The following is a 19,947-nucleotide window of genomic DNA, read 5'->3' as shown; positions in this document are numbered from 1 at the left end:
AAATGCGATGACCCCGTGAGATCTCCACCTTACCGAACAGGCAGGGTTCTAATCTATAAGGGTAATCCGAAGTGATGAAGAACAGGTGGAGAAGTCAGACGTTCTCATAGTACAGGAGTAGTTCGGTGACCATAACACCGAATGAATGGAAGGGGAACGACCTATGGCTCCATGTCATGGACAAGATGTTATGTTAACAATCGAGTTACTGCGGTAAAACCGATTGGATGAACATTAAGAAAATGTATGGAATAGTAATGAGCCAAGAGTGGATGTATAATGCCTGGAACGCAACTTCTTGGTAATCAATATAACATATGGGTAAGCCGTATGCCTTAATAGGGCACGTACGGTTTGATAAGGGGGAAGTCTCGTGAGAGATTTCCCTACTTTCTTGTACAACTAAATGGCAGTTTAGTTGCATAACAATCCAAGAAATTTACTTAGTAAAGGTTTATATATTAATTTGCCGAATAATCATTACTAACGTTAATTTATCAGGAGGATTTAAATGAGTAAATTTGATAAAATTTCACTGTATATTTTTGGTATTGCTCTTATTTCAGGGTTATACTATATCGGTTTTCAAATTCATAACTTACAAGAGGATTTGGACAATATTAGAGGACAATTATGGAATATTTTCCAATTATTAAATTCAAAATAATTTATTTGATAACTACTAATTTCTTTTCTTATTCAACTAATTGATGCATTAGTTGAAGATCATAGGGCTGTTTCGGTAGCCCTTTTTATATGTTTGACGAGCAGGATTGTTTAACAAGGACATATAAGATGTTAATAAACAGCAAATAGACAAGGGTGTGAACAAATGGATCATTGGATAGGTTACATCTTTTGGGGGTTAATTGGTTCAGGGGTAGTACTTTTCGTATGGGGTCTTTGGAAAAAATCTTGGCAATCATTGCGAATGAGTGGATTTGCTTTAATACTACCAATGTTATATTTCGGTGGTTCACCGAGTTGGTTGAAATACCTTGCTCTGATTCCTCTTATTCCTTTTGCACTTTCTTTTTACACCAAAAAAAGAAAAATTTAAACAAAGAAAATATCGAGTCTTATGCAACTAACTGATGCGATAGTTGAAGATCACGAGTTGTGTTGCAGCTCGTTTTTTTATTGAAGTAAATGGCAGATTAGTTCAATAAGGAAAAGGAAACCTATGATATAATTTTTCTAGATGTAAACTCCGTTTTTTCATGAAAGGTGGAATTATAAATGGATACAAATAAACTAAGAAAATGGGCAGAAAAACATTCTATTGAAAGTTATACAATTGAAAGTTTTTGGGAAGTATTTGTAAATTATCAAAAGGAACAAAATGATGAATTTCAGAAAAATTTTGGCGAGGATTTTGATAAAGAGCAGTTGTTTATTAATATGGAAGGACTAGGTCTTTTTATAGATGCTTGGAATAAAGATGCATATATGCAGTACGGTTTTGATTACGTTACTTCTTATGTTCCAATCGTTTATAAAGATAATAAAATTGGAGTCTATAAAATGCTTTTCAAGCTAAATGGCGAATGTTTTGATGACTTTTTTATTATTGATTAGTTAGTACTTATTCAACTAAGCATGCGATTCTTCAATAGAAGAACGCTTTTTTTATTCAACAAAATGGCAGGATAGTTTAATTTAGAAGCCGAATATACAATATCAATCTAATTTAAGATAAATAAATCTGAAAAGAGGAATTGTTTAGTGAAAATACGATGGTTCGTCTATATTGTAATTGGGATTGTATTTGGGGTGTTTGATTTTTACTTTCATAGTTTTATTTCAAATGTGCTTGTTCAAGGAGAGCTTTTTTGGAAAGTGCTGACTTATGGTGTTTGGTTAGTACCAATTGTACCCATCGCTCTGAATGAAGCACGAACTTCCAAATCAAGATTGATGTCCGCTTTAGCAAGTAGCTCAACGTGGCTTGTTTCAATTATTTTTTATTATTTATCCAATGCTTTTCAGCTTGGGATTATCGGAATTTCAACTAGTCCAGAAATGCATATATCTAATCACAGAGACCGATTCTTCTGGGAAAATTGGAAAAGTGTATTTTGGGATGATATTGTAGGGGGAATTGTTGAATGGAGTGACCTTGCAGTAGTAGGTGGTTTCATTGTGGGTATATCGGTTAGCTTTATTTATCTTCGTCTTGAGAAACTCATAAAGTTAAAAAAGTCGACAAATGAGAATTTTTAAAATCAAAAGATGGCTTTCCAAGTTCCTAAAATGAATCTAAAAGATACTTACTTATACAACTAAATGATGCATGAGTTCAATAGATGCTACCAATTCGGGTAGCTTCTTCTTATTCGACTAAATGGCAGTTTAGTTGAACAAGGATTTCGTATATTTATGACGAATTATAGTTACTAAGTGAAAGGTATATGTTAGGGGGAGTCAGTTTTGCAATTTAAATATGCAGGATTTTGGATAAGGTTTGGCGCGTATGCAATTGATTTTTTTATAATCATCGTATTGGGTTACATACTTAGTCAAGTTTTTCTAGGTATCTTTACTAAATCAAATGTTACATACAATTTAGTAACTGACCTTATTGGTATTTTTTATCTAATGTTTTTGCCAGCAACGAAATTACAAGGTACGATTGGAAAGTTTACAGTTGGAATTAAAGTAATTAATAAAGATGGAAGCAGGCTATCCTTATTGGATGCAATTAGTCGAGGATTAGCTCAATGTGTTTCCAGCTTTATTTTATGCATTGGTTATATTATGATTGCTTTTTCTTCCAGGAAAACAGCATTACACGATAAATTAGCTAATACCTATGTAGTATATAAATAACTAGTATATATTGTGGAAAAAAGCTGCTACGGTAGCTTTTTTCTTATTTCTTATTCAACTAAATGATGCGTGTGCGGCCGAGCATAGGTCGTATCATATAACGGGTGGGATTCCCGTCGAGTAAGAACTAGCCATTCGCTCGTAGCGAGTCTTGGAGGATTAAAGGTAACTTTAATCTTTAAGCGTAGACAGTTAGGTGGCGGGCCGAAAGCCAAATGGTTGAAGGGATTGAGCTCCATAATGTTAGTAAATCGAGAGGGCTGATGCTTTACGCATAGCAGAAAGCTACACTTTACCTTTCGGTAAGGCAAGAATGGTAAAGCCTCTCTGGAGTCAGAGACCTTGGCACGTCATACATTGATATGATACGGCAACTCGGGAGACCCAACCGGTCTTTTCTTTTTTTTTTTAGAAGAGTATGGTGTACAAGCGATAAAAAGTAAGGAAGCCAAATGCCGATGTTGGGAGTCGGATAGTAGCGTAGTACCTATGAAGTTGGGTAATGCCGATGGAGGAAAGGCTACTACCAGTTTATCACCCTTAATAGGGACACATTTACTACACACAGAGGTAGGTATAACAAATGGAAACAAAACTACTAAGGATAGCAGAATTAGCAAAATCTGATCCTAAAATGCAATTTACATCTCTTGCATATTTACTAGATAAGCAGTCACTAGTTCAATGTCACATTGAATTACCAAATAAGAAAGCAACTGGGATAAATGGCACAACTAAAGAACAATACAGTGCAAATCTCGAGGAAAACATAGAAGATTTAGTAATGAGACTTAAAGGCAAAAGCTATCGTCCTGTTCCAGTTAGGAGACTGTATATTCCGAAGCTCAATTCGAAAAAGAAAAGACCATTAGGTATACCGGAACATGAAGATAAGATTGTTCAAAAAGGTGTTACGAAAATATTAAACTCCATCTATGAAATTGACTTTTTGGACTGTTCGTTCGGATTTCGCCCAAATCGTAGTTGCCACGATGCTTTGAAAATACTGAACTTCTATATAGAAAAGAGGTCAGTAAACTATGTTGTAGATGTAGACATAAAAGGATTCTTTGACAATGTTGACCACAAATGGATGATAGAATTTTTAAAACTTCGAATCACTGACCCGAGCTTACTGAGAATAATCGGTAGGTTTCTTAAAGGTGGATATATGGAAGAAGGAAAGAAATACAAAACAGATAATGGTACACCGCAAGGTGGAGTAATATCTCCTGTATTAGCTAATGTCTATCTTCATTATGTACTTGATTTATGGTTCGAGAAAAGTGTCAAGAAACAGTGCGAGGGACAAGCATACCTGGTAAGGTATGCAGATGATTTTGTGTGCTGTTTTCAATTTAAGAATGAGGCTCAGGAATTCTTTCAATCTCTAAAATTAAGACTCAAGAAGTTCAATCTGGAAATAGCCGAAGATAAAACCAAAATTATCCCTTTCGGACGACTTGCGGAGAAACTTGAAAAGCACCAAGGAAATGGAAAACCAGAAACCTTCGATTTTCTAGGTTTTACGCACTATTGTGGAAAAAGTAAACAAGGAAAATTTCGAGTGAAACGCAAATCAAGTAGGAAGAAAGTACAAAGCAAATTAAAAGAGTCTAAAGAATGGTTGAAGAAGAATAGAAATAATAATATTCATATAATTATGGACAGATTCAAACGCTCTCTTATTGGCTACTTCAACTACTATTGCATCACTGATAATATCCCAAATGTTAACATTTTCAAAGTTAAAATCGAGAACCTAATATTTAAGTGGCTCAATAGAAGAAGTCAAAGAAAATCCTTTAAATGGGAGAAATACAGACTCTTCCTTAGCAAATTTCCACTACCCACACCAAGGGCTAAGGTGAATATTTATGATTTAAGAAAAGAAATTAGCTATATTCTGTAAATGATTACTGGAGGAGCCGTGTGCATTAATAGTGCAAGCACGGTTCTGAGAGGGTTTGGAGTGCAATTTACCGTAAGGTAAAGAGACTCCATTCTACTCGACTAGTTGAAGATCACGAAAGGCTGTTTTACAGCCTTTTTATTGTGCTAACTGGCAGTTTAGTTGTATAAAAAATCTTTAAATAAAGGTGATTATTTATTTAAAAAATGTGATAAACCTCACAAAAAATAACCCAATTGACGCTTACTGTGGCTTAATTGATAATTGAATTAAAATAAATAAATATCATTAGAGAAGGAGAATTTTATTTGAAAAATAATCACATTATTATAGGTGTTGCAATAATCATAGGATGTACTATATTAGGGCTATTTTTAATGTTTACTTTTTCAGATAATACAAAGGAAAATCCAGTTAAAACAAATGAATATAAGTACGAAATGATTCAAGCAAACGACAATAATGTAATAATCTTTAATAAAGAAACTGGTGAATACTGGAGAAAATTCTTACCTAATAATGAAGGACCTACTGATTGGAGAAAAGAAACATCACCAATTACAAGTAAGTAAAATTATATTTAACTTATGTAACTAACTGATGCAATAGTTGAAGAACACAAGCTGCTTATATGCGGCTTTTTTTATTCAACAAAATGGCAGTTTAGTTCAATAAGGATAATTAGCAATGTTTGGAGAAAATAACTTTAAATACTCTTTCTCGGGGTGAAGAATGATTAATTTATTTAAAGTTATAGTAGTCGCTTTATGTGTTCTATTAATTTATAATCCTGTAAGTGCAAATTCAGATTACACATGTATAACATTAAAAGAAGCATTAAAACAGTCATGTGATTTTTTTGCTGAAAAATGTAATGGAATGAGAATTGTTTTAGCGAATACAGTTGACTATCCAAAGTGTAATGGAAGAGATGGCAAGAGAAGGTATTGGAACGTCATTGTTAATTTTCCTATTGAAAAACAAAAAAACGTTCTATTTATTGAGGATGGAATTGTTAGAGAGAATACTAAAGTTACATGGCTTAATGAACCAGATATGAATATTAATGAAATTAAAATAGATACAGATTATGTAGTAAAAAAAGCAGAAAATGAATTTCAGATAAAACCAGGAAAAGGTAATCCATATTTTTATGGCTATCAATTTAGTCTTGAGAAACAAAAAGAAATGCTTTTTTTATGTGTTAAAGGCTTTACTAAAGAAAATAAACTTATTAAAGTTTACTATAATCCGAAGAACGGAATGTATCTTGGTTCGGTAAAAGAAAATTAATACATCATCGTATTCACACTATCTTCCTTATTCAACTAACGCGTGCTTTAGTTGAAGATCACGAGTTGCTCGCAGCTCGTTTTTTTATTGAAGTAAATGGTAGATTAATTGAAGAAGGAAATTTAACAAATAAAGAGAAATATACTGGAATTAGGAGGGGGAATTATTGAAAAAAAGTGCTGAAATATACCCGAAGAAAATTAACATTTATTTAATTATATTAACTGCAATATTATTGCATCTCATACTATTTTTGTTTCATTCTTTTGAAGTTACTGATTTTATCATATCAATCGTATTACTTTGGGGTGTGTTCCAACATAATAAAGAAGTAGATAAACTTTCAAGCTAAAACAGTTAGGCAATTTAAATTAATTATTTAAATTTTATTGCACTAACTGATGCATTAGTTGAATAAGAGAAATCCGATTTCATAGGTGGTGTATTAAATGGTAAAGCTTTCTAATGCTTCATGGATTCGATGGTATGAAGATGGAATGTCGTTTTCAACGATGCGAGAATCACATGAATGGGCATATAATGTAATATATAACGAGATAGGAAATTTATATGATGGATACAAAACCACAGATGAAAAAATTGCATCTTCATTAGTATTTGAATTGGTTAGGTTAAACACACTTACTGAAAAGAAGCATGCTATATTTTCAGACTATGAAAAGGTTAATAATCAGCTGGTATTTATGGTTTGGGTGCAAAAAATTTAATGAATCAAAGTAATATTTCTTATGTAACTAACTAATGCGTTAGTTGAAGATCATCAAGAACTGTTTTACAGACTTTGGTTGGGTTGACAGTTGGTATTGTTGGAAGAAGGTCTATTTGATATTTATATTTAATATTTATTATAAAACTTTTCTTTTTGATAAGAGGTGGAGTAATGAGGATAAGAAATGTGACTTTAGTAGATGATGCAAGTGGAACTTCGGAAATACCTGCTCCAATTGTTATCGATGCTCCAATTGTTATCGATTGGGTAAGTCTCATTTTTTGGGTATTAATGTTTTCTGGATTAGTTCTATGTGCATGGGGTCTTTGGAAAAAATCTTGGACATCATTACTAATAAGTGGAATTGTATTATTACTTCCAACTCTGTATTTTTTTATTGCATCAGAGAATTGGTTTAGATTACTTGTGCTAGTACCTCTGATTCCTTTCGTACTTACTTATTTCACAAAAAAAGAAAAATAAGAGCAAACTTAAGCCCGTATCCCTTATTGAACTTGTACAAAAAAGCTTATTTTCTTAAAAACTTAATTTCTAAAACTAGAAAATCAATTAATAGATAAAAATAAAAACTTATTCAACTAACGCATGCTTTAGTTGAACAACATGATCGGCTGAGAAGTCGATTTTTTTATTGAACTAAATAGCAGTTAAGTTGCATAAGAATCAGGTACTTCTTACAGACGTGACGAAGTATAATTTTAAAAAATGAAATTAAAAATCTTAGATGGAGGTAATTGAATGAAAAAATTATTACTCTATCGAATTTGTTTAACTGTTGTTATTTTAGTGTTTGGTATTTGGAATTATCCTTCAAAATTATCTTCAGTGGCATTCTTTCTTGCATTTATAGGATTATTTTTTACATTAGATGTATTACGCCTTAAATCAAAAAAGAATAGAGAATAAACAATTAATCTTCAACTAACGTATGCATTAGTTATGCAACAACAACTAGAGGAGGATCAATTAGATCTTCCTCTAGTTCACTTTATTTCAGGATAACATATTGGTCTTTCTTTCGTGTCTTTAATACGTAGTGACATAGTAAATGAATTATTATTTAGTTTCCTCTTTTGCTTTAGATAAATGTGTTGTCATACGAATAGCAATTATTAGATAAATTACTTGAAGTAATCCACCAATTCGCATGAAGATATTTGGAGTTAAAAAAAACAAATACATTCCAAAGGGGATAGATATTAAAAAGGCTCCATATATAAACAAATGATTTCTAAAACGGAAACCTAAAATTAAAAGCCCCATTGGGATAAAAATAAAGAGACTAATAATGAATAAAGCATCTAAGTCTTGAAGATCTAATCGAAACATAAAAGTAAAATACACCATTAAGTTAACAATTACACTTAAACTTCCTAGAAAATAAGTAGTTGGGTCTAAAGAATAAACTCTATTCATTAATAAACCTCCTATCCTCTTTATCTTTTATTTTATTGGAAATTTACAGGAATTGGAATATTTTTCTAAAATTCAAATTTAATTTATTTTCAGTGTTTTGATCTTTTCAATTTGTTAATACCGAATCATTGATATTTTGAAATTATAGAGTTTCTTATGTAACTAACGCATTTCGTTAGTTTTTTTAGTCTATGTTAAATTAACTGGAGCTCATTTGCAATTTTGTCGTGCAAAATGAAATTAAACAGAAAAAGACGCACGGGTGGGGGTGTTTCTACTTCTGAAAAGAAAGTTGATTATTAAAATTAGATTGCTTCTTTGTTTGTATAAAATTAAATTTTAATTAAATTTTTTTAACAAAAAATGAGGAAATCGTTTACATCCATTATTTGGAATTAGTAAGATAGTAATAGAAAACTAAATAGGTAGAGGAGATAAAGGGATGAGGAAGGTTTCAACAGTATTAGCTATTTTACTTGTGTTTTTGTTTCAACAAAATGCGTATGCACACTCTGGAAGAACCGATGCAAATGGGGGGCACAACTGTTCCGCAAAATCACAAGCAAAGGGACTTTGTACAGGATATCACTACCATAACGGTGGCGGCTCAACTTCAAGCGGAGGTTCTAGTTCTTCTGGAAACTCTAATAGTTCATGGGATAAAGATTGCTCTGATTTCTCTAGCTACGATGAAGTAGTTGAATATTGGAATAAAAAAGGGTATACGGCTACCTATGACCCAGAGAAATTGGATGGTTGGGGAAACGTGGTTGATGATGGAATTCCGTGTGAGGTGCCGTCTGGATATGATACATCAAAGATAAATGGAAGTCCCGAGCAAATAGCGAAAGCACAAGCTGTAAGAGATTCCTCAAAAGGTGAAAAAGCTGGTTATTCAGCTGGTTTAAGTGATGGTGAAAAAGGAAATTCAAAAGATTCATCAACTACTGGTTCAGATGCTTATCAGGATGGGTTTGGAAAAGGGTATGAAACTGGCTACCAAAAAGGTGCAGCAGAATTAGAAAAACTTAAATTTAAAGCGAGTAATGAGGGTTACTCGTTGGGTAAAAAACAAGACGAGGTTACAATTCCTAAAAGCTACATATCAATTAAAGCTTTAAAAGATACATATCAACAAGGCTTTAATAAAGCCTTAACTGAAAGGTATACAGCTTTTGGTTATAAAGATGGAAAGTCAGATGTATTAAATGATCTTAAAAATGATAATGCCATTATTGTAGATTCATATAAAAAAGGTTATGAAAAGGGTCAAGCGGAATTAAAAAAAACGTACGTCAAACAAGGATATGAAGCAGCATTTAGGATGGTTAAATATAAACAACCAAAATTAAAAAATGATAAATATATTGGATGGTATAGAGAAGGTTTTAACTCTAATAAAATAGTAAAATCCATAGCGAAAGTCGCTTTCAATGCAGGTTTAAATGGTGAAAGCAATAAAGTTCCTGAGAAATATACGCATGCTGATGTAATTTATAAATACAATTATGTAAAAGGGGAACAGGAGAAAAAAGAAAATAATCGTCAAATAGCTGGTACACTTGCTTTTGGTGTTGCGGGATGGTTAGGTAGAAGATTTTATGTTGCCAAAAAAATGCTTAAATAAGGGGTGTGGACGGAATGGGAGTATACCAAAAGATTTGTTACGCGGTTGAAGATATATTTATAAAGTTTCTGACAAGGAACTCGGATAAAGAAAAAGCTTTAATAAATGTTCAAACATATAGAAAAAATATAGCGGAAGAGAAAACTCGTAAGAAACAAGTACATCTTAAACGTACTCAAGAACGACAACGCGCCGCTGATGAAAAGAAAGAACAAGAAAAGCAAAGAATCCTTTCAGTCCTATCTCGATTTGTTGACGTGAAAAACTTAGATTACACACAATATGAATACAACGAAGTAAAAAGGAATGAGGAATTTTTCAAATGTGTTTATAACAACATTTTTGAACCAGGAGAGCAAGGTTTAACATTTATTAATTGTGAGTTTGATAAAACTAAAAAGAAAGAAATTAGAGGTTTTCTGATTGCTACAAATAAAAGAGTGTGGTTTATTGATAACAGTCAAACGATGGTACAAAAGTTCCGCTATCAAACGATAAAGGATGTTTCGTGGTTTAAGGATGGTATGTTGGAGAAAGGCTTATACTTACAATACGGTGTCAAACGTTTGGAATTTGATGAAATTTTTGATGGAAATCAAATGAAAAGAATAGGAAACACTATTTTACAAATATCTCAAACAGCATAATTAAAAGGCTGAGTATTTTTTTACTCAGCCTTTTTTGCTATATTCAAAAGTAAATAAAACATATCCTAATTGAACTATCAGATGCGTGTGCGGCCGAGCATAGGTCGTATCATATAACGGGTGGGATTCCCGTCGAGTAAGAACTAGCCATTCGCTCGTAGCGAGTCTTGGAGGATTAAAGGTAACTTTAATCTTTAAGCGTAGACAGTTAGGTGGCGGGCCGAAAGCCAAATGGTTGAAGGGATTGAGCTCCATAATGTTAGTAAATCGAGAGGGCTGATGCTTTACGCATAGCAGAAAGCTACACTTTACCTTTCGGTAAGGCAAGAATGGTAAAGCCTCTCTGGAGTCAGAGACCTTGGCACGTCATACATTGATATGATACGGCAACTCGGGAGACCCAACCGGTCTTTTCTTTTTTTTTTTAGAAGAGTATGGTGTACAAGCGATAAAAAGTAAGGAAGCCAAATGCCGATGTTGGGAGTCGGATAGTAGCGTAGTACCTATGAAGTTGGGTAATGCCGATGGAGGAAAGGCTACTACCAGTTTATCACCCTTAATAGGGACACATTTACTACACACAGAGGTAGGTATAACAAATGGAAACAAAACTACTAAGGATAGCAGAATTAGCAAAATCTGATCCTAAAATGCAATTTACATCTCTTGCATATTTACTAGATAAGCAGTCACTAGTTCAATGTCACATTGAATTACCAAATAAGAAAGCAACTGGGATAAATGGCACAACTAAAGAACAATACAGTGCAAATCTCGAGGAAAACATAGAAGATTTAGTAATGAGACTTAAAGGCAAAAGCTATCGTCCTGTTCCAGTTAGGAGACTGTATATTCCGAAGCTCAATTCGAAAAAGAAAAGACCATTAGGTATACCGGAACATGAAGATAAGATTGTTCAAAAAGGTGTTACGAAAATATTAAACTCCATCTATGAAATTGACTTTTTGGACTGTTCGTTCGGATTTCGCCCAAATCGTAGTTGCCACGATGCTTTGAAAATACTGAACTTCTATATAGAAAAGAGGTCAGTAAACTATGTTGTAGATGTAGACATAAAAGGATTCTTTGACAATGTTGACCACAAATGGATGATAGAATTTTTAAAACTTCGAATCACTGACCCGAGCTTACTGAGAATAATCGGTAGGTTTCTTAAAGGTGGATATATGGAAGAAGGAAAGAAATACAAAACAGATAATGGTACACCGCAAGGTGGAGTAATATCTCCTGTATTAGCTAATGTCTATCTTCATTATGTACTTGATTTATGGTTCGAGAAAAGTGTCAAGAAACAGTGCGAGGGACAAGCATACCTGGTAAGGTATGCAGATGATTTTGTGTGCTGTTTTCAATTTAAGAATGAGGCTCAGGAATTCTTTCAATCTCTAAAATTAAGACTCAAGAAGTTCAATCTGGAAATAGCCGAAGATAAAACCAAAATTATCCCTTTCGGACGACTTGCGGAGAAACTTGAAAAGCACCAAGGAAATGGAAAACCAGAAACCTTCGATTTTCTAGGTTTTACGCACTATTGTGGAAAAAGTAAACAAGGAAAATTTCGAGTGAAACGCAAATCAAGTAGGAAGAAAGTACAAAGCAAATTAAAAGAGTCTAAAGAATGGTTGAAGAAGAATAGAAATAATAATATTCATATAATTATGGACAGATTCAAACGCTCTCTTATTGGCTACTTCAACTACTATTGCATCACTGATAATATCCCAAATGTTAACATTTTCAAAGTTAAAATCGAGAACCTAATATTTAAGTGGCTCAATAGAAGAAGTCAAAGAAAATCCTTTAAATGGGAGAAATACAGACTCTTCCTTAGCAAATTTCCACTACCCACACCAAGGGCTAAGGTGAATATTTATGATTTAAGAAAAGAAATTAGCTATATTCTGTAAATGATTACTGGAGGAGCCGTGTGCATTAATAGTGCAAGCACGGTTCTGAGAGGGTTTGGAGTGCAATTTACCGTAAGGTAAAGAGACTCCATTCTACTCGACTAGTTCAATTAGGAATTTATAAAAGGCTTGGATTTTCATATCCAATTTTTAAAGATGAGCCACCTAATTAATGTATAGGAAAGATTTTCATTAGACTAGAAAATGGGTATAACATCAACTAATGAAACCATAGTGAGTGTATGAGTACAGTCGTATTTATCTACAAAGATAACAGTAGCGTTTAACCGATCAACCTTTTTTATTTTCCCAATTTCTGTTACAATACTTCCTTTAACCCAATAAACTAACGATACATCATTTTTTCTTTCGACAGCTTCAACAAGAATATAATTAATACGTTCCTGTTCATCATCATTTAATATTGGATGGGGTATCTTTTTTTGATTATCGATAATTTCAGCAATCCCTTTAAACTGCTGTGGAATCGATGCAAAAGGTTGCCATTTAATTATACCTCGACCCATTCGATCTTGTGTCATGCGAAATGACCTCCAATTTTCTTATTATTACCTCTAATAGTGCTGAAATCTGTAAAACTGCATGCTCTCAACAAACTATTTTTTCCATATTTACTTCTTATTGAATCCATAACTGCTGATAAATTTTGTTCCTTTTGCTTTTTAATTGGATTAGTAAAAAATGAAATTTGTTCTGAGTCAGTTTTTACAAAGTTCTTTAAAGCGATTGATATAGTTCTTACAGGTTCTTGATTATAATTTTCTTCTAGAATTTTAAGACAAACTCGATAAAAGTCATTTGTTATATTTGTTGGTTCTTCAATGGTGACACTTTTAGAAAATCCGCCAATGCCAGAACTATAACCAATACCAAAATGAATAGTTCTTGATTGATTGTTTTGATTTCTTAATCGAAAACAAACTTCCTCAAGTTGTTCTAGTATTAACGTTTTAATTTCATGTGAATGATAGTCTCTTAATAGAACTTGGCTTTTGCCAATTGACTTATCTTTCGGTTTGTAGTCTTTCATTTCACCAATTCGAGAGTAATCAATTCCGTTAGAATGGAGATGTAATTCTGTACCTATCACATTACCAAATTGTTTGATTAAAACTTCTTTCGGGTATCGCGCCAACTCACCAATAGTAGTTATGCCTAATCTGTTTAACTTTTGTTCAGTTTTCTTAGCAATGCCCCAGAATTTACTTAATGGAGTAATATTCCACATTTTGGTAGGAACATCAACATAAGTCCACTGTGATATACCACTCGGATGTTTTTTACTTTCTATATCCATACAGATTTTTGCGAGTAACAAGTTACTGCCAATTCCAATAGAACTCGAAATGCCAAAATGATCGTAAATATCCTGTTGGATTTTAAAAGCTAGATCCACAGGGGATAGCTTATGAAGTTTTTCATAACCTTTCATTGAAAAAGCAAATTCATCAATTGAATATTGCATGAAGTCGATAGGAGCGACATATTTAGTAAGCATAAGTTCAGTAATTTTATTTGAAATATTTACATACAAACTCATTGATGGATTGACAATATAAATGTCATTTTGTTTAGGTATTTCGAAAAGTCGATTTCCTGTTTTAATTCCTAATTTCTTCATTTCAGGTGTAGCTGCTAAGACTACTGATCCATCTCTATTTGTATCACCAACGACTGCCAATTTAACTTTAAGTGGATCTAATCCCATTAGAATACAACTAACTGATGCAAAGAATGACTTCATATCAACAAAATAAACCAGGTCTTCAGGGAAAGTTGAATAATCGTACATAATATAATAATACCTCCCATTTTGTAGAATGTGTGTTCTTATTTATTTTGTTTCATTATTTATTATACACAAACATTTGTTCTTGTATACGATAAATTATATAAAACAAGAACTTTTGTTCGTGTTTTGTTAAGAGGTCTGAAGTACAATTGATAAAATGGCTTTGTTTAAGAACAAGATTGATATTTCTTGTAGAACTAAATGACAGTATAGTTGAACAAGAATAATGGTAATGGATTTTTCCAAAACTAAAAATTAGAGTTAATTAAAAGCTAGGAGGTAACCCATTTGGTTATTTTGGGAACAAGTAATTTTTATGAAGATACAACTTGTCATGTAAGAAATGGCTTTTTAGAAATTTTAGTTGTAGGAAAATCACTATTATGAGGAAATATAATTTTGTTATTCTATTCCTCATTGGATTTTTAATTAATTCATCCAGCCAAATAACTGAAGCAAAGAATAATACCATTCAAAGGGTTCCTTTTTTGGAACAATTAAAGTCACACTCATTAAAGCATGAAGAGGTTCAATACATTAAAATTAAAAATGATTCTGGGCAAGAGCGTTTATTCAGTATTAACGATGGTTTTCAAGAACTTGTACTCAGAAAAGTGGTACACTGGCTTAATAACTCTAGCCGAGTAAATGGAACAATAGAGGTATCTTTAGATAATCCATCCAATAAATTGATGTTAAAAATGGCAAACCATGAAGTGATAACCATTGAACCCGCTTATACATGTGTAATTGACAATAAACGCAAAACCTGTACGGCTAAAGATGGAGAATTAATTGTTTCGGAAAATAATCAAAAAATGCGATTAAAGTCACAATCTCTTTATGATTGGCTTTTAGTAGAGTGGAGAAAAGAATTGGACGGACCTACTAAAGAAGAGTTGCTTGAAGAGGCATTGTATTCACGTTATTTAAATTATTTGGGTCCATCTTATTCTGATTTTTTTATGTGTCCAAAAATCAGAATTGAACCTATTGATGGGGACCCCAGGAGACATCTCATTTTTGCCAGTGCTATAAACTATTCAGGACACCACGGTGGAGATTATGATAAACTTACCTTTTCTGTAAGGGATTCAAACATAACAGGGTTACAAGTGGCAAATGTAAAAATTGAGAAACTTATTTCGCAAGAAGAAAGCAATAAACAATGCCAAAAATTCCATTAAATATATTATAAACGGGGCGTTTCTTATAGAGAGGGGAACGCTTCTTTTTTGGTTATTTTAGCAAATAAAAGTGATAATTAATTTGTGATGTGTTGTACTCCAATTAAAGCTAGCGTTATCCGAACAAAAAAAGGAGCTGTTGATAATTCAGCTCTTTAATCACTTTCTGACATTATAGTTTAAAAAGGACTTAATATAGGAATGTAGAATTGGATAATATACACTATTATCACTTATGAGAATTCGGGATAGAAACTTTGTTTCGACTTAAGTTATTTATTGAATGCAACAACGAAGTAGAAGCATTATTAATAAGCATGAATTCATAAAAATAAATAACAAAAAATTAATTTAGATCGAATTTCTTTGAAAATGGTATATATATACTACTATCTTAAAATAAACGCGAAAAGGAGATATTATGGCAAGATGTCAAAGTTGCGATTGTAAATGGAGTAAGAAATCATTGTGGAAGCTTTCATACTCAAGGGAAGGTGTGAATTGCGCCAATTGTGGTCAAAAACAATTTATCTCTTTTGATACACAGGTTTTTATAACCTTGGGATCGCTATCTTCTATATTTGGTGTTTTTATTATTCTTCTATTTCCTTCATATGTAAAACTGAGTAATAAAAACACAGGAAATTGGTGGAGCTAATAAATAGAACGGGTTATGTAAAGATTGATACTTAAAGTATCTAATAAGCTAACTATTACAAGTAATTGAATATATGCAAAGCATTAAAGGAATTGAGAAAAATACCATGGAGGGAACTAAGTGACCCTAAAACTATCTAATGATAAGTTGAGATTAGCTAGAGAATATTTAATGACTAAAGGTAGAAATTTAGAAAAAGAAATATATAAGTTCCATTTTGAAAACGGTAGTAAAAAATCTGTTATTTATGAACTTGCAAAGTATCAAGGAGAAAATGGTGGATTCAAAAATTTAGGTGAAGGTGAAATGCAGTCTGAAAATGCCATGGATACAAATATGGCGTTTCAAATCCTACATGATATTAACGCTAGTAGCAATGAGGAGATTGTTCGTAACGGTATTAATTATATAATGAACTCTTATGATAAGGATCTCAAATATTGGTATCCAAATCTAAAAGATTCGCCTGTTGAATTTTATATGATAACAGATAAATGGGCGAATCCATGTGCAGAATTAATTGCTTATTTACATGATTATCAGGAACTTGTTCCGCCCCATTTTCTCACAGATGTGACAGAACAAGCTATGAAAAAACTACAGTTGCTAAATAAGGATGGTTGGTTTGCTACACTTTGTTTTCTTCGATTAGCTGATCGAGTTGAAGATTCATTACGCGAAAGAATAGTAGATAAAGTTAAAACCAATATATTTGACTTAATCGAAACAAGGAAAGAGATTTGGTCAAATGAGTATTGTGCAAAACCTTTTTGGTATGCTCCCTCACCCCGAAGTCCACTATATCCTCTCCTTAAGGAACATACTCTACCTTGTCTAGCGAATGAGATACTTACCCAAGACGAAGATGGTAATTTTATATTAAACTGGGACGCTGGCACAGGGGAAAAAGAATGGAAGAGTATTATTACCATGGAAGTATTACGTACTTTAAAGAATTATGACATGATTTTATTATGAGGAGAGATTTTGTTTGTTTAATAAAATTCTGAAAAATCAATTCGATAAAGGCAAATCATTTATTAAGACGAACGGTCGAAAATTAGAAAGCGCTAGGTTTGACTTTGAGTTTGAGAATGGTGATAAAAAATCAATATTGAACGAGTTAAAAGAGTATCAGAATGAAGATGGTGGTTTTGGTAAAGCCATAGAACCAGATTTTTTGTTACCAAATTCATCTCCAATGGGTACGTGGGTTGCAGGACAAATCATGATGGAAATCGATTTGGATGCAGAACATCAAATGGTAAAACAAATGATTGATTATCTTGCTCAAACAAATAATAAGGAATCAGGTATGTGGGATTCTGTGTTAGCAGAGACAAATGAATATCCTCATGCGCCTTGGTGGCATTGGATAGAGGGTGTGCAAGAAAATTGGATGTTTAATCCAGGGATAGAACTAGCTGCTTTCGTAGTACATTGGTCCACTGTGAAAAGTGAGTCTGCGAAGATAGGATGGCATTCGATTGAAAATGCAGTTCATCATTTAATGCAAAAAAATGAAATGGATCGACATGAAATTAATAATTATCAGCAATTCATTAAAATAATCGATCCGTATAAAGAACTGCTTGATCTAAGAACACAACGCTCTTTAGAAAGTATATCTATTAAAATACTAGATTTAGCCGAACAGTGCATTGATAAAGACGTTTCTAATTGGGGAACAGGGTATAAATCCCTACCATTAGACTTTATTGATCATCCTCGCCATCCACTATGCGAAAGATTAGGAAATTTAATTGAAAAAAATATAGATTTTTATGTACAACAAATTAATAAGGATGGAGTTTGGGACATTTCATGGAGTTGGGGAAGTTACCCTAAATACTTTGAAATTGCAAGACAACAATGGATGGGAGTTCTTGCAGTTAATAGGTATAAACAATTTAAAGCATTTGGCTACTTGTAAAAATATCTGTAACAAGAGCGAACTTCCAAGGTACTTAACGTGTAGTTAAGTGCTTTTTTCTTTCAATGGAGCATAAATAAGAATTGTTATATTAATAGCAATCATGTAAAAAATCTCCAAATAAAGGAGCGGAAATAAATGAGTCAACTTTCCGTGAGTGAGCTACTTAAAATCAAAGAACCTGCTTAAAAAACTAAGTAATTTACAATTAAAGAATATATTTCTATTAAACCACGTTCTTTATCAAACTAAAATAAATTATACGACCATTACATTTTAACATCTAATTAGTCAAAATTAATTCTATTTATATATTGGAAATAACTTTTTTAACTACCTAAAGATAGGTGGTTTTATTTAGTAGAAAGCAAACGTAGTGTTGAAAGGTAATATTTAGATTTGTATGAAAAACTTAGAAATTTGACGAGAGGGTCAATATTAAAATGAAATGTAAATAAAGGGAATAGTTAAATTTATATTGATATTAATGATTTATTATTTTTTAATAAGCTTGTATTTAATAAACAAAATGTCCTGTCACTAGTTTGAGGTGTTTTAAAAAAATGAGAAATATATAGATTATGATGATACTGGTTACTTATAAGGTTGGTATGGACCTAATGAAACATTAAAGTACGATTCAAATGATTTAGCCAGAACTAGAACAAGGGTGAATGAAAAGAAAATAAGTAAAGTTCTAGTGTTACCATTAGAATCAAACCAGGAGAGTCAATTAATCCTAGATAGGCTTTTAGGTGGTACGGATGACGTAGAAAAGCAGGTTAATACATAAAAGAATGTCAGTTATTAGTTGAGCGGTCTATCTTTATTTGATGGATTGCTTTTTTGTTATTAGAAAAAATCTATCATAAAGCAATATTGTGTTTCTGATATTGGTACAAAATGTGCGATATCGAGCTTATTTCTTTTAGGTGAAATGGCATAAACTCGTCCGTAAAATAATATATTTTAAGTGAAAATAGACAATTAGGTGGGTGGTAAGGTGTATTATGAGGATGATGACATATATTTATTTTTGAGATATGCTACTGGTATAGTCGCCATGTTATTTTTTGTTTCTTCAATACCATTAAATATACTTGACCATATTTTAAGTATTTTGTTCGGAGATGAAAATGTATTGTTGGTTAAGCATCATAACTGGATAGAAATACATTGGATTAAATCAGTGCTTAATTACATAGTTGGTATATTTTCGATTATTTTAATCTTCGGATTAGGAAAAAAAGTATACGTTAAATCGCAAGAAATCGATAGTTCACTTTCGACCTTATTCTTGGTAATAAGTGGTATATATCTCTTCGCTGTTTCGTGGTTAGTGCTTTCTTTTATATTTGGTAATGGATACGGAATGTTTGCATTTATTTGTTCACTTTTTCTTTTTGTGATACCTTTTTTAACATTAAAAGTCTTAAAGAATTTCTATTAAATAGAATTTTTACCTTAAATACTTGCCACTAACAAAATGTTAGTGGTTTTTTGTTATGTGAATGTAAAAATAAAAAACCAATTACCCTTTCAGATATAATTGATATAAAGACGTAGACATTTTTAAATAACTAAATCCCAGTTTTATAAAATTCCATATACATTCGGTTATTTATTTTTATGTCCATGCATATGATACAATACATAATTCAGCAATAGGACATACCAAACGGATTTGTATTCTTTCTGTATGTTTTGATCAAGTAACACTAGATACATTAAATATGGATGCAATCGATTGTTCTGATAGCATGAATAACTTTACTCATCATATGGATTTTAAGAAAACTAAAGTTTTTTTGTAGTAGAGCCTTTAAGAAAATAGTGATTTGTTTTTTATTTAATTATTTATTCAAACTTATGATTATATTATTGATAAAATAATTAGTTTAATAAAGTAATATGTTAATAGGAAAAAGAGGGCATTAATTGCCCTCTTTTTTA

Annotated in this window: 22 protein-coding genes; 19 read left to right on the top strand and 3 right to left on the bottom strand. The window is 32.1% G+C overall.

The genetic code is table 11. The annotated features are described in order from the left end of the window. Positions 1-511: 511 nt before the first annotated feature. The 12 genes from AB1282_RS19860 to AB1282_RS19805 all read left to right on the top strand — a co-directional run bounded on the left by AB1282_RS19860 (position 512) and on the right by AB1282_RS19805 (position 7,691). Positions 512-667, top strand: coding sequence for a hypothetical protein (locus AB1282_RS19860; RefSeq protein WP_156339672.1), 156 nt, complete (start codon positions 512-514; stop codon positions 665-667). Between the two features lie 165 nt (positions 668-832). Beyond that, complete coding sequence (locus tag AB1282_RS19855) at positions 833-1,060, top strand: hypothetical protein (protein ID WP_429900051.1); 228 nt, start codon at positions 833-835, stop codon at positions 1,058-1,060. Positions 1,061-1,239: 179 nt separating this feature from the next. Beyond that, positions 1,240-1,578, top strand: coding sequence for a hypothetical protein (locus tag AB1282_RS19850; protein WP_429900049.1), 339 nt, complete (start codon positions 1,240-1,242; stop codon positions 1,576-1,578). 147 nt (positions 1,579-1,725) lie between these two features. Next, positions 1,726-2,223, top strand: coding sequence for a hypothetical protein (locus tag AB1282_RS19845; protein WP_387331913.1), 498 nt, complete (start codon positions 1,726-1,728; stop codon positions 2,221-2,223). Positions 2,224-2,430: 207 nt separating this feature from the next. Then, complete coding sequence (locus AB1282_RS19840) at positions 2,431-2,829, top strand: RDD family protein (RefSeq protein ID WP_429900047.1); 399 nt, start codon at positions 2,431-2,433, stop codon at positions 2,827-2,829. A gap of 583 nt (positions 2,830-3,412) precedes the next feature. Further along, complete coding sequence (ltrA, locus tag AB1282_RS19835; RefSeq protein WP_429899052.1) at positions 3,413-4,741, top strand: group II intron reverse transcriptase/maturase; 1,329 nt, start codon at positions 3,413-3,415, stop codon at positions 4,739-4,741. 308 nt (positions 4,742-5,049) lie between these two features. Continuing rightward, positions 5,050-5,313, top strand: coding sequence for a hypothetical protein (locus tag AB1282_RS19830; protein WP_429900045.1), 264 nt, complete (start codon positions 5,050-5,052; stop codon positions 5,311-5,313). A 160-nt stretch (positions 5,314-5,473) separates the two neighbouring features. Continuing rightward, the gene (locus AB1282_RS19825; RefSeq protein ID WP_429900043.1) at positions 5,474-6,034 is read left to right on the top strand and encodes a hypothetical protein; all 561 of its coding nucleotides are present in this window, start codon (positions 5,474-5,476) and stop codon (positions 6,032-6,034) included. 166 nt (positions 6,035-6,200) lie between these two features. Continuing rightward, entirely contained in the window at positions 6,201-6,386 is a 186-nt protein-coding gene (locus AB1282_RS19820) for a hypothetical protein (protein ID WP_429900042.1), read from the top strand. Between the two features lie 97 nt (positions 6,387-6,483). After that, the gene (locus AB1282_RS19815; protein WP_429900041.1) at positions 6,484-6,762 is read left to right on the top strand and encodes a hypothetical protein; all 279 of its coding nucleotides are present in this window, start codon (positions 6,484-6,486) and stop codon (positions 6,760-6,762) included. Between the two features lie 173 nt (positions 6,763-6,935). Continuing rightward, a complete protein-coding gene (locus AB1282_RS19810; RefSeq protein ID WP_429900039.1) occupies positions 6,936-7,247 on the top strand; it encodes a hypothetical protein in 312 nt (103 codons plus the stop codon). Between the two features lie 276 nt (positions 7,248-7,523). Continuing rightward, complete coding sequence (locus tag AB1282_RS19805) at positions 7,524-7,691, top strand: hypothetical protein (RefSeq protein ID WP_429900037.1); 168 nt, start codon at positions 7,524-7,526, stop codon at positions 7,689-7,691. A gap of 150 nt (positions 7,692-7,841) precedes the next feature. Here the strand turns inward: AB1282_RS19805 and AB1282_RS19800 are convergent, their stop codons facing one another. Continuing rightward, on the bottom strand, positions 7,842-8,201 hold the full coding sequence (locus AB1282_RS19800) for a hypothetical protein (RefSeq protein WP_429900036.1): 360 nt from the start codon (positions 8,199-8,201) through the stop codon (positions 7,842-7,844). Positions 8,202-8,643: 442 nt separating this feature from the next. Between AB1282_RS19800 and AB1282_RS19795 the strand changes: the two genes are divergently transcribed. The 3 genes from AB1282_RS19795 to ltrA (AB1282_RS19785) all read left to right on the top strand — a co-directional run bounded on the left by AB1282_RS19795 (position 8,644) and on the right by ltrA (AB1282_RS19785) (position 12,403). Beyond that, complete coding sequence (locus AB1282_RS19795; RefSeq protein WP_429900035.1) at positions 8,644-9,828, top strand: YHYH domain-containing protein; 1,185 nt, start codon at positions 8,644-8,646, stop codon at positions 9,826-9,828. 14 nt (positions 9,829-9,842) lie between these two features. After that, positions 9,843-10,475, top strand: coding sequence for a PH domain-containing protein (locus AB1282_RS19790; RefSeq protein WP_429900033.1), 633 nt, complete (start codon positions 9,843-9,845; stop codon positions 10,473-10,475). A gap of 599 nt (positions 10,476-11,074) precedes the next feature. Then, positions 11,075-12,403 carry a group II intron reverse transcriptase/maturase gene (ltrA, locus tag AB1282_RS19785; protein WP_429899052.1) on the top strand — a complete coding sequence of 443 codons (1,329 nt, stop codon included), beginning with the start codon at positions 11,075-11,077 and terminating at the stop codon, positions 12,401-12,403. 197 nt (positions 12,404-12,600) lie between these two features. Here ltrA (AB1282_RS19785) and AB1282_RS19780 read toward each other — a convergent pair whose 3' ends face one another. Together AB1282_RS19780 and AB1282_RS19775 are read right to left on the bottom strand one after the other, a co-directional pair. Then, complete coding sequence (locus AB1282_RS19780) at positions 12,601-12,945, bottom strand: YolD-like family protein (RefSeq protein ID WP_429900032.1); 345 nt, start codon at positions 12,943-12,945, stop codon at positions 12,601-12,603. Then, the gene (locus AB1282_RS19775) at positions 12,942-14,216 is read right to left on the bottom strand and encodes a DNA polymerase thumb domain-containing protein (protein ID WP_429900030.1); all 1,275 of its coding nucleotides are present in this window, start codon (positions 14,214-14,216) and stop codon (positions 12,942-12,944) included. The genes AB1282_RS19780 and AB1282_RS19775 overlap by 4 nt, the downstream gene beginning before the upstream one ends. Before the next feature lie 383 nt (positions 14,217-14,599). On the opposite strand from AB1282_RS19775, the gene AB1282_RS19770 reads away from it, so the two are divergent. From AB1282_RS19770 to AB1282_RS19755, 4 genes are all read left to right on the top strand, one after another. Beyond that, positions 14,600-15,403 (top strand): hypothetical protein, encoded by an 804-nt coding sequence (locus AB1282_RS19770; RefSeq protein ID WP_429900029.1) that lies wholly within the window; start codon positions 14,600-14,602, stop codon positions 15,401-15,403. 778 nt (positions 15,404-16,181) lie between these two features. Further along, positions 16,182-17,039 (top strand): hypothetical protein, encoded by an 858-nt coding sequence (locus AB1282_RS19765; protein ID WP_429900027.1) that lies wholly within the window; start codon positions 16,182-16,184, stop codon positions 17,037-17,039. A 13-nt stretch (positions 17,040-17,052) separates the two neighbouring features. Then, the gene (locus AB1282_RS19760; protein ID WP_429900026.1) at positions 17,053-17,994 is read left to right on the top strand and encodes a hypothetical protein; all 942 of its coding nucleotides are present in this window, start codon (positions 17,053-17,055) and stop codon (positions 17,992-17,994) included. 1,003 nt (positions 17,995-18,997) lie between these two features. Beyond that, positions 18,998-19,444, top strand: a complete 447-nt coding sequence (locus AB1282_RS19755) for a hypothetical protein (RefSeq protein ID WP_429900024.1) — start codon at positions 18,998-19,000, stop codon at positions 19,442-19,444. Positions 19,445-19,947: the final 503 nt, after the last annotated feature.

Origin of the sequence: Gottfriedia sp. S16(2024), assembly GCF_050473765.1 — a bacterium.
Classification (GTDB): Bacteria; Bacillota; Bacilli; order Bacillales; family Bacillaceae_G; genus Gottfriedia.
Note: the sequence above shows the minus strand (reverse complement) of the source record. Positions and strands in the feature narration are given on the sequence as shown.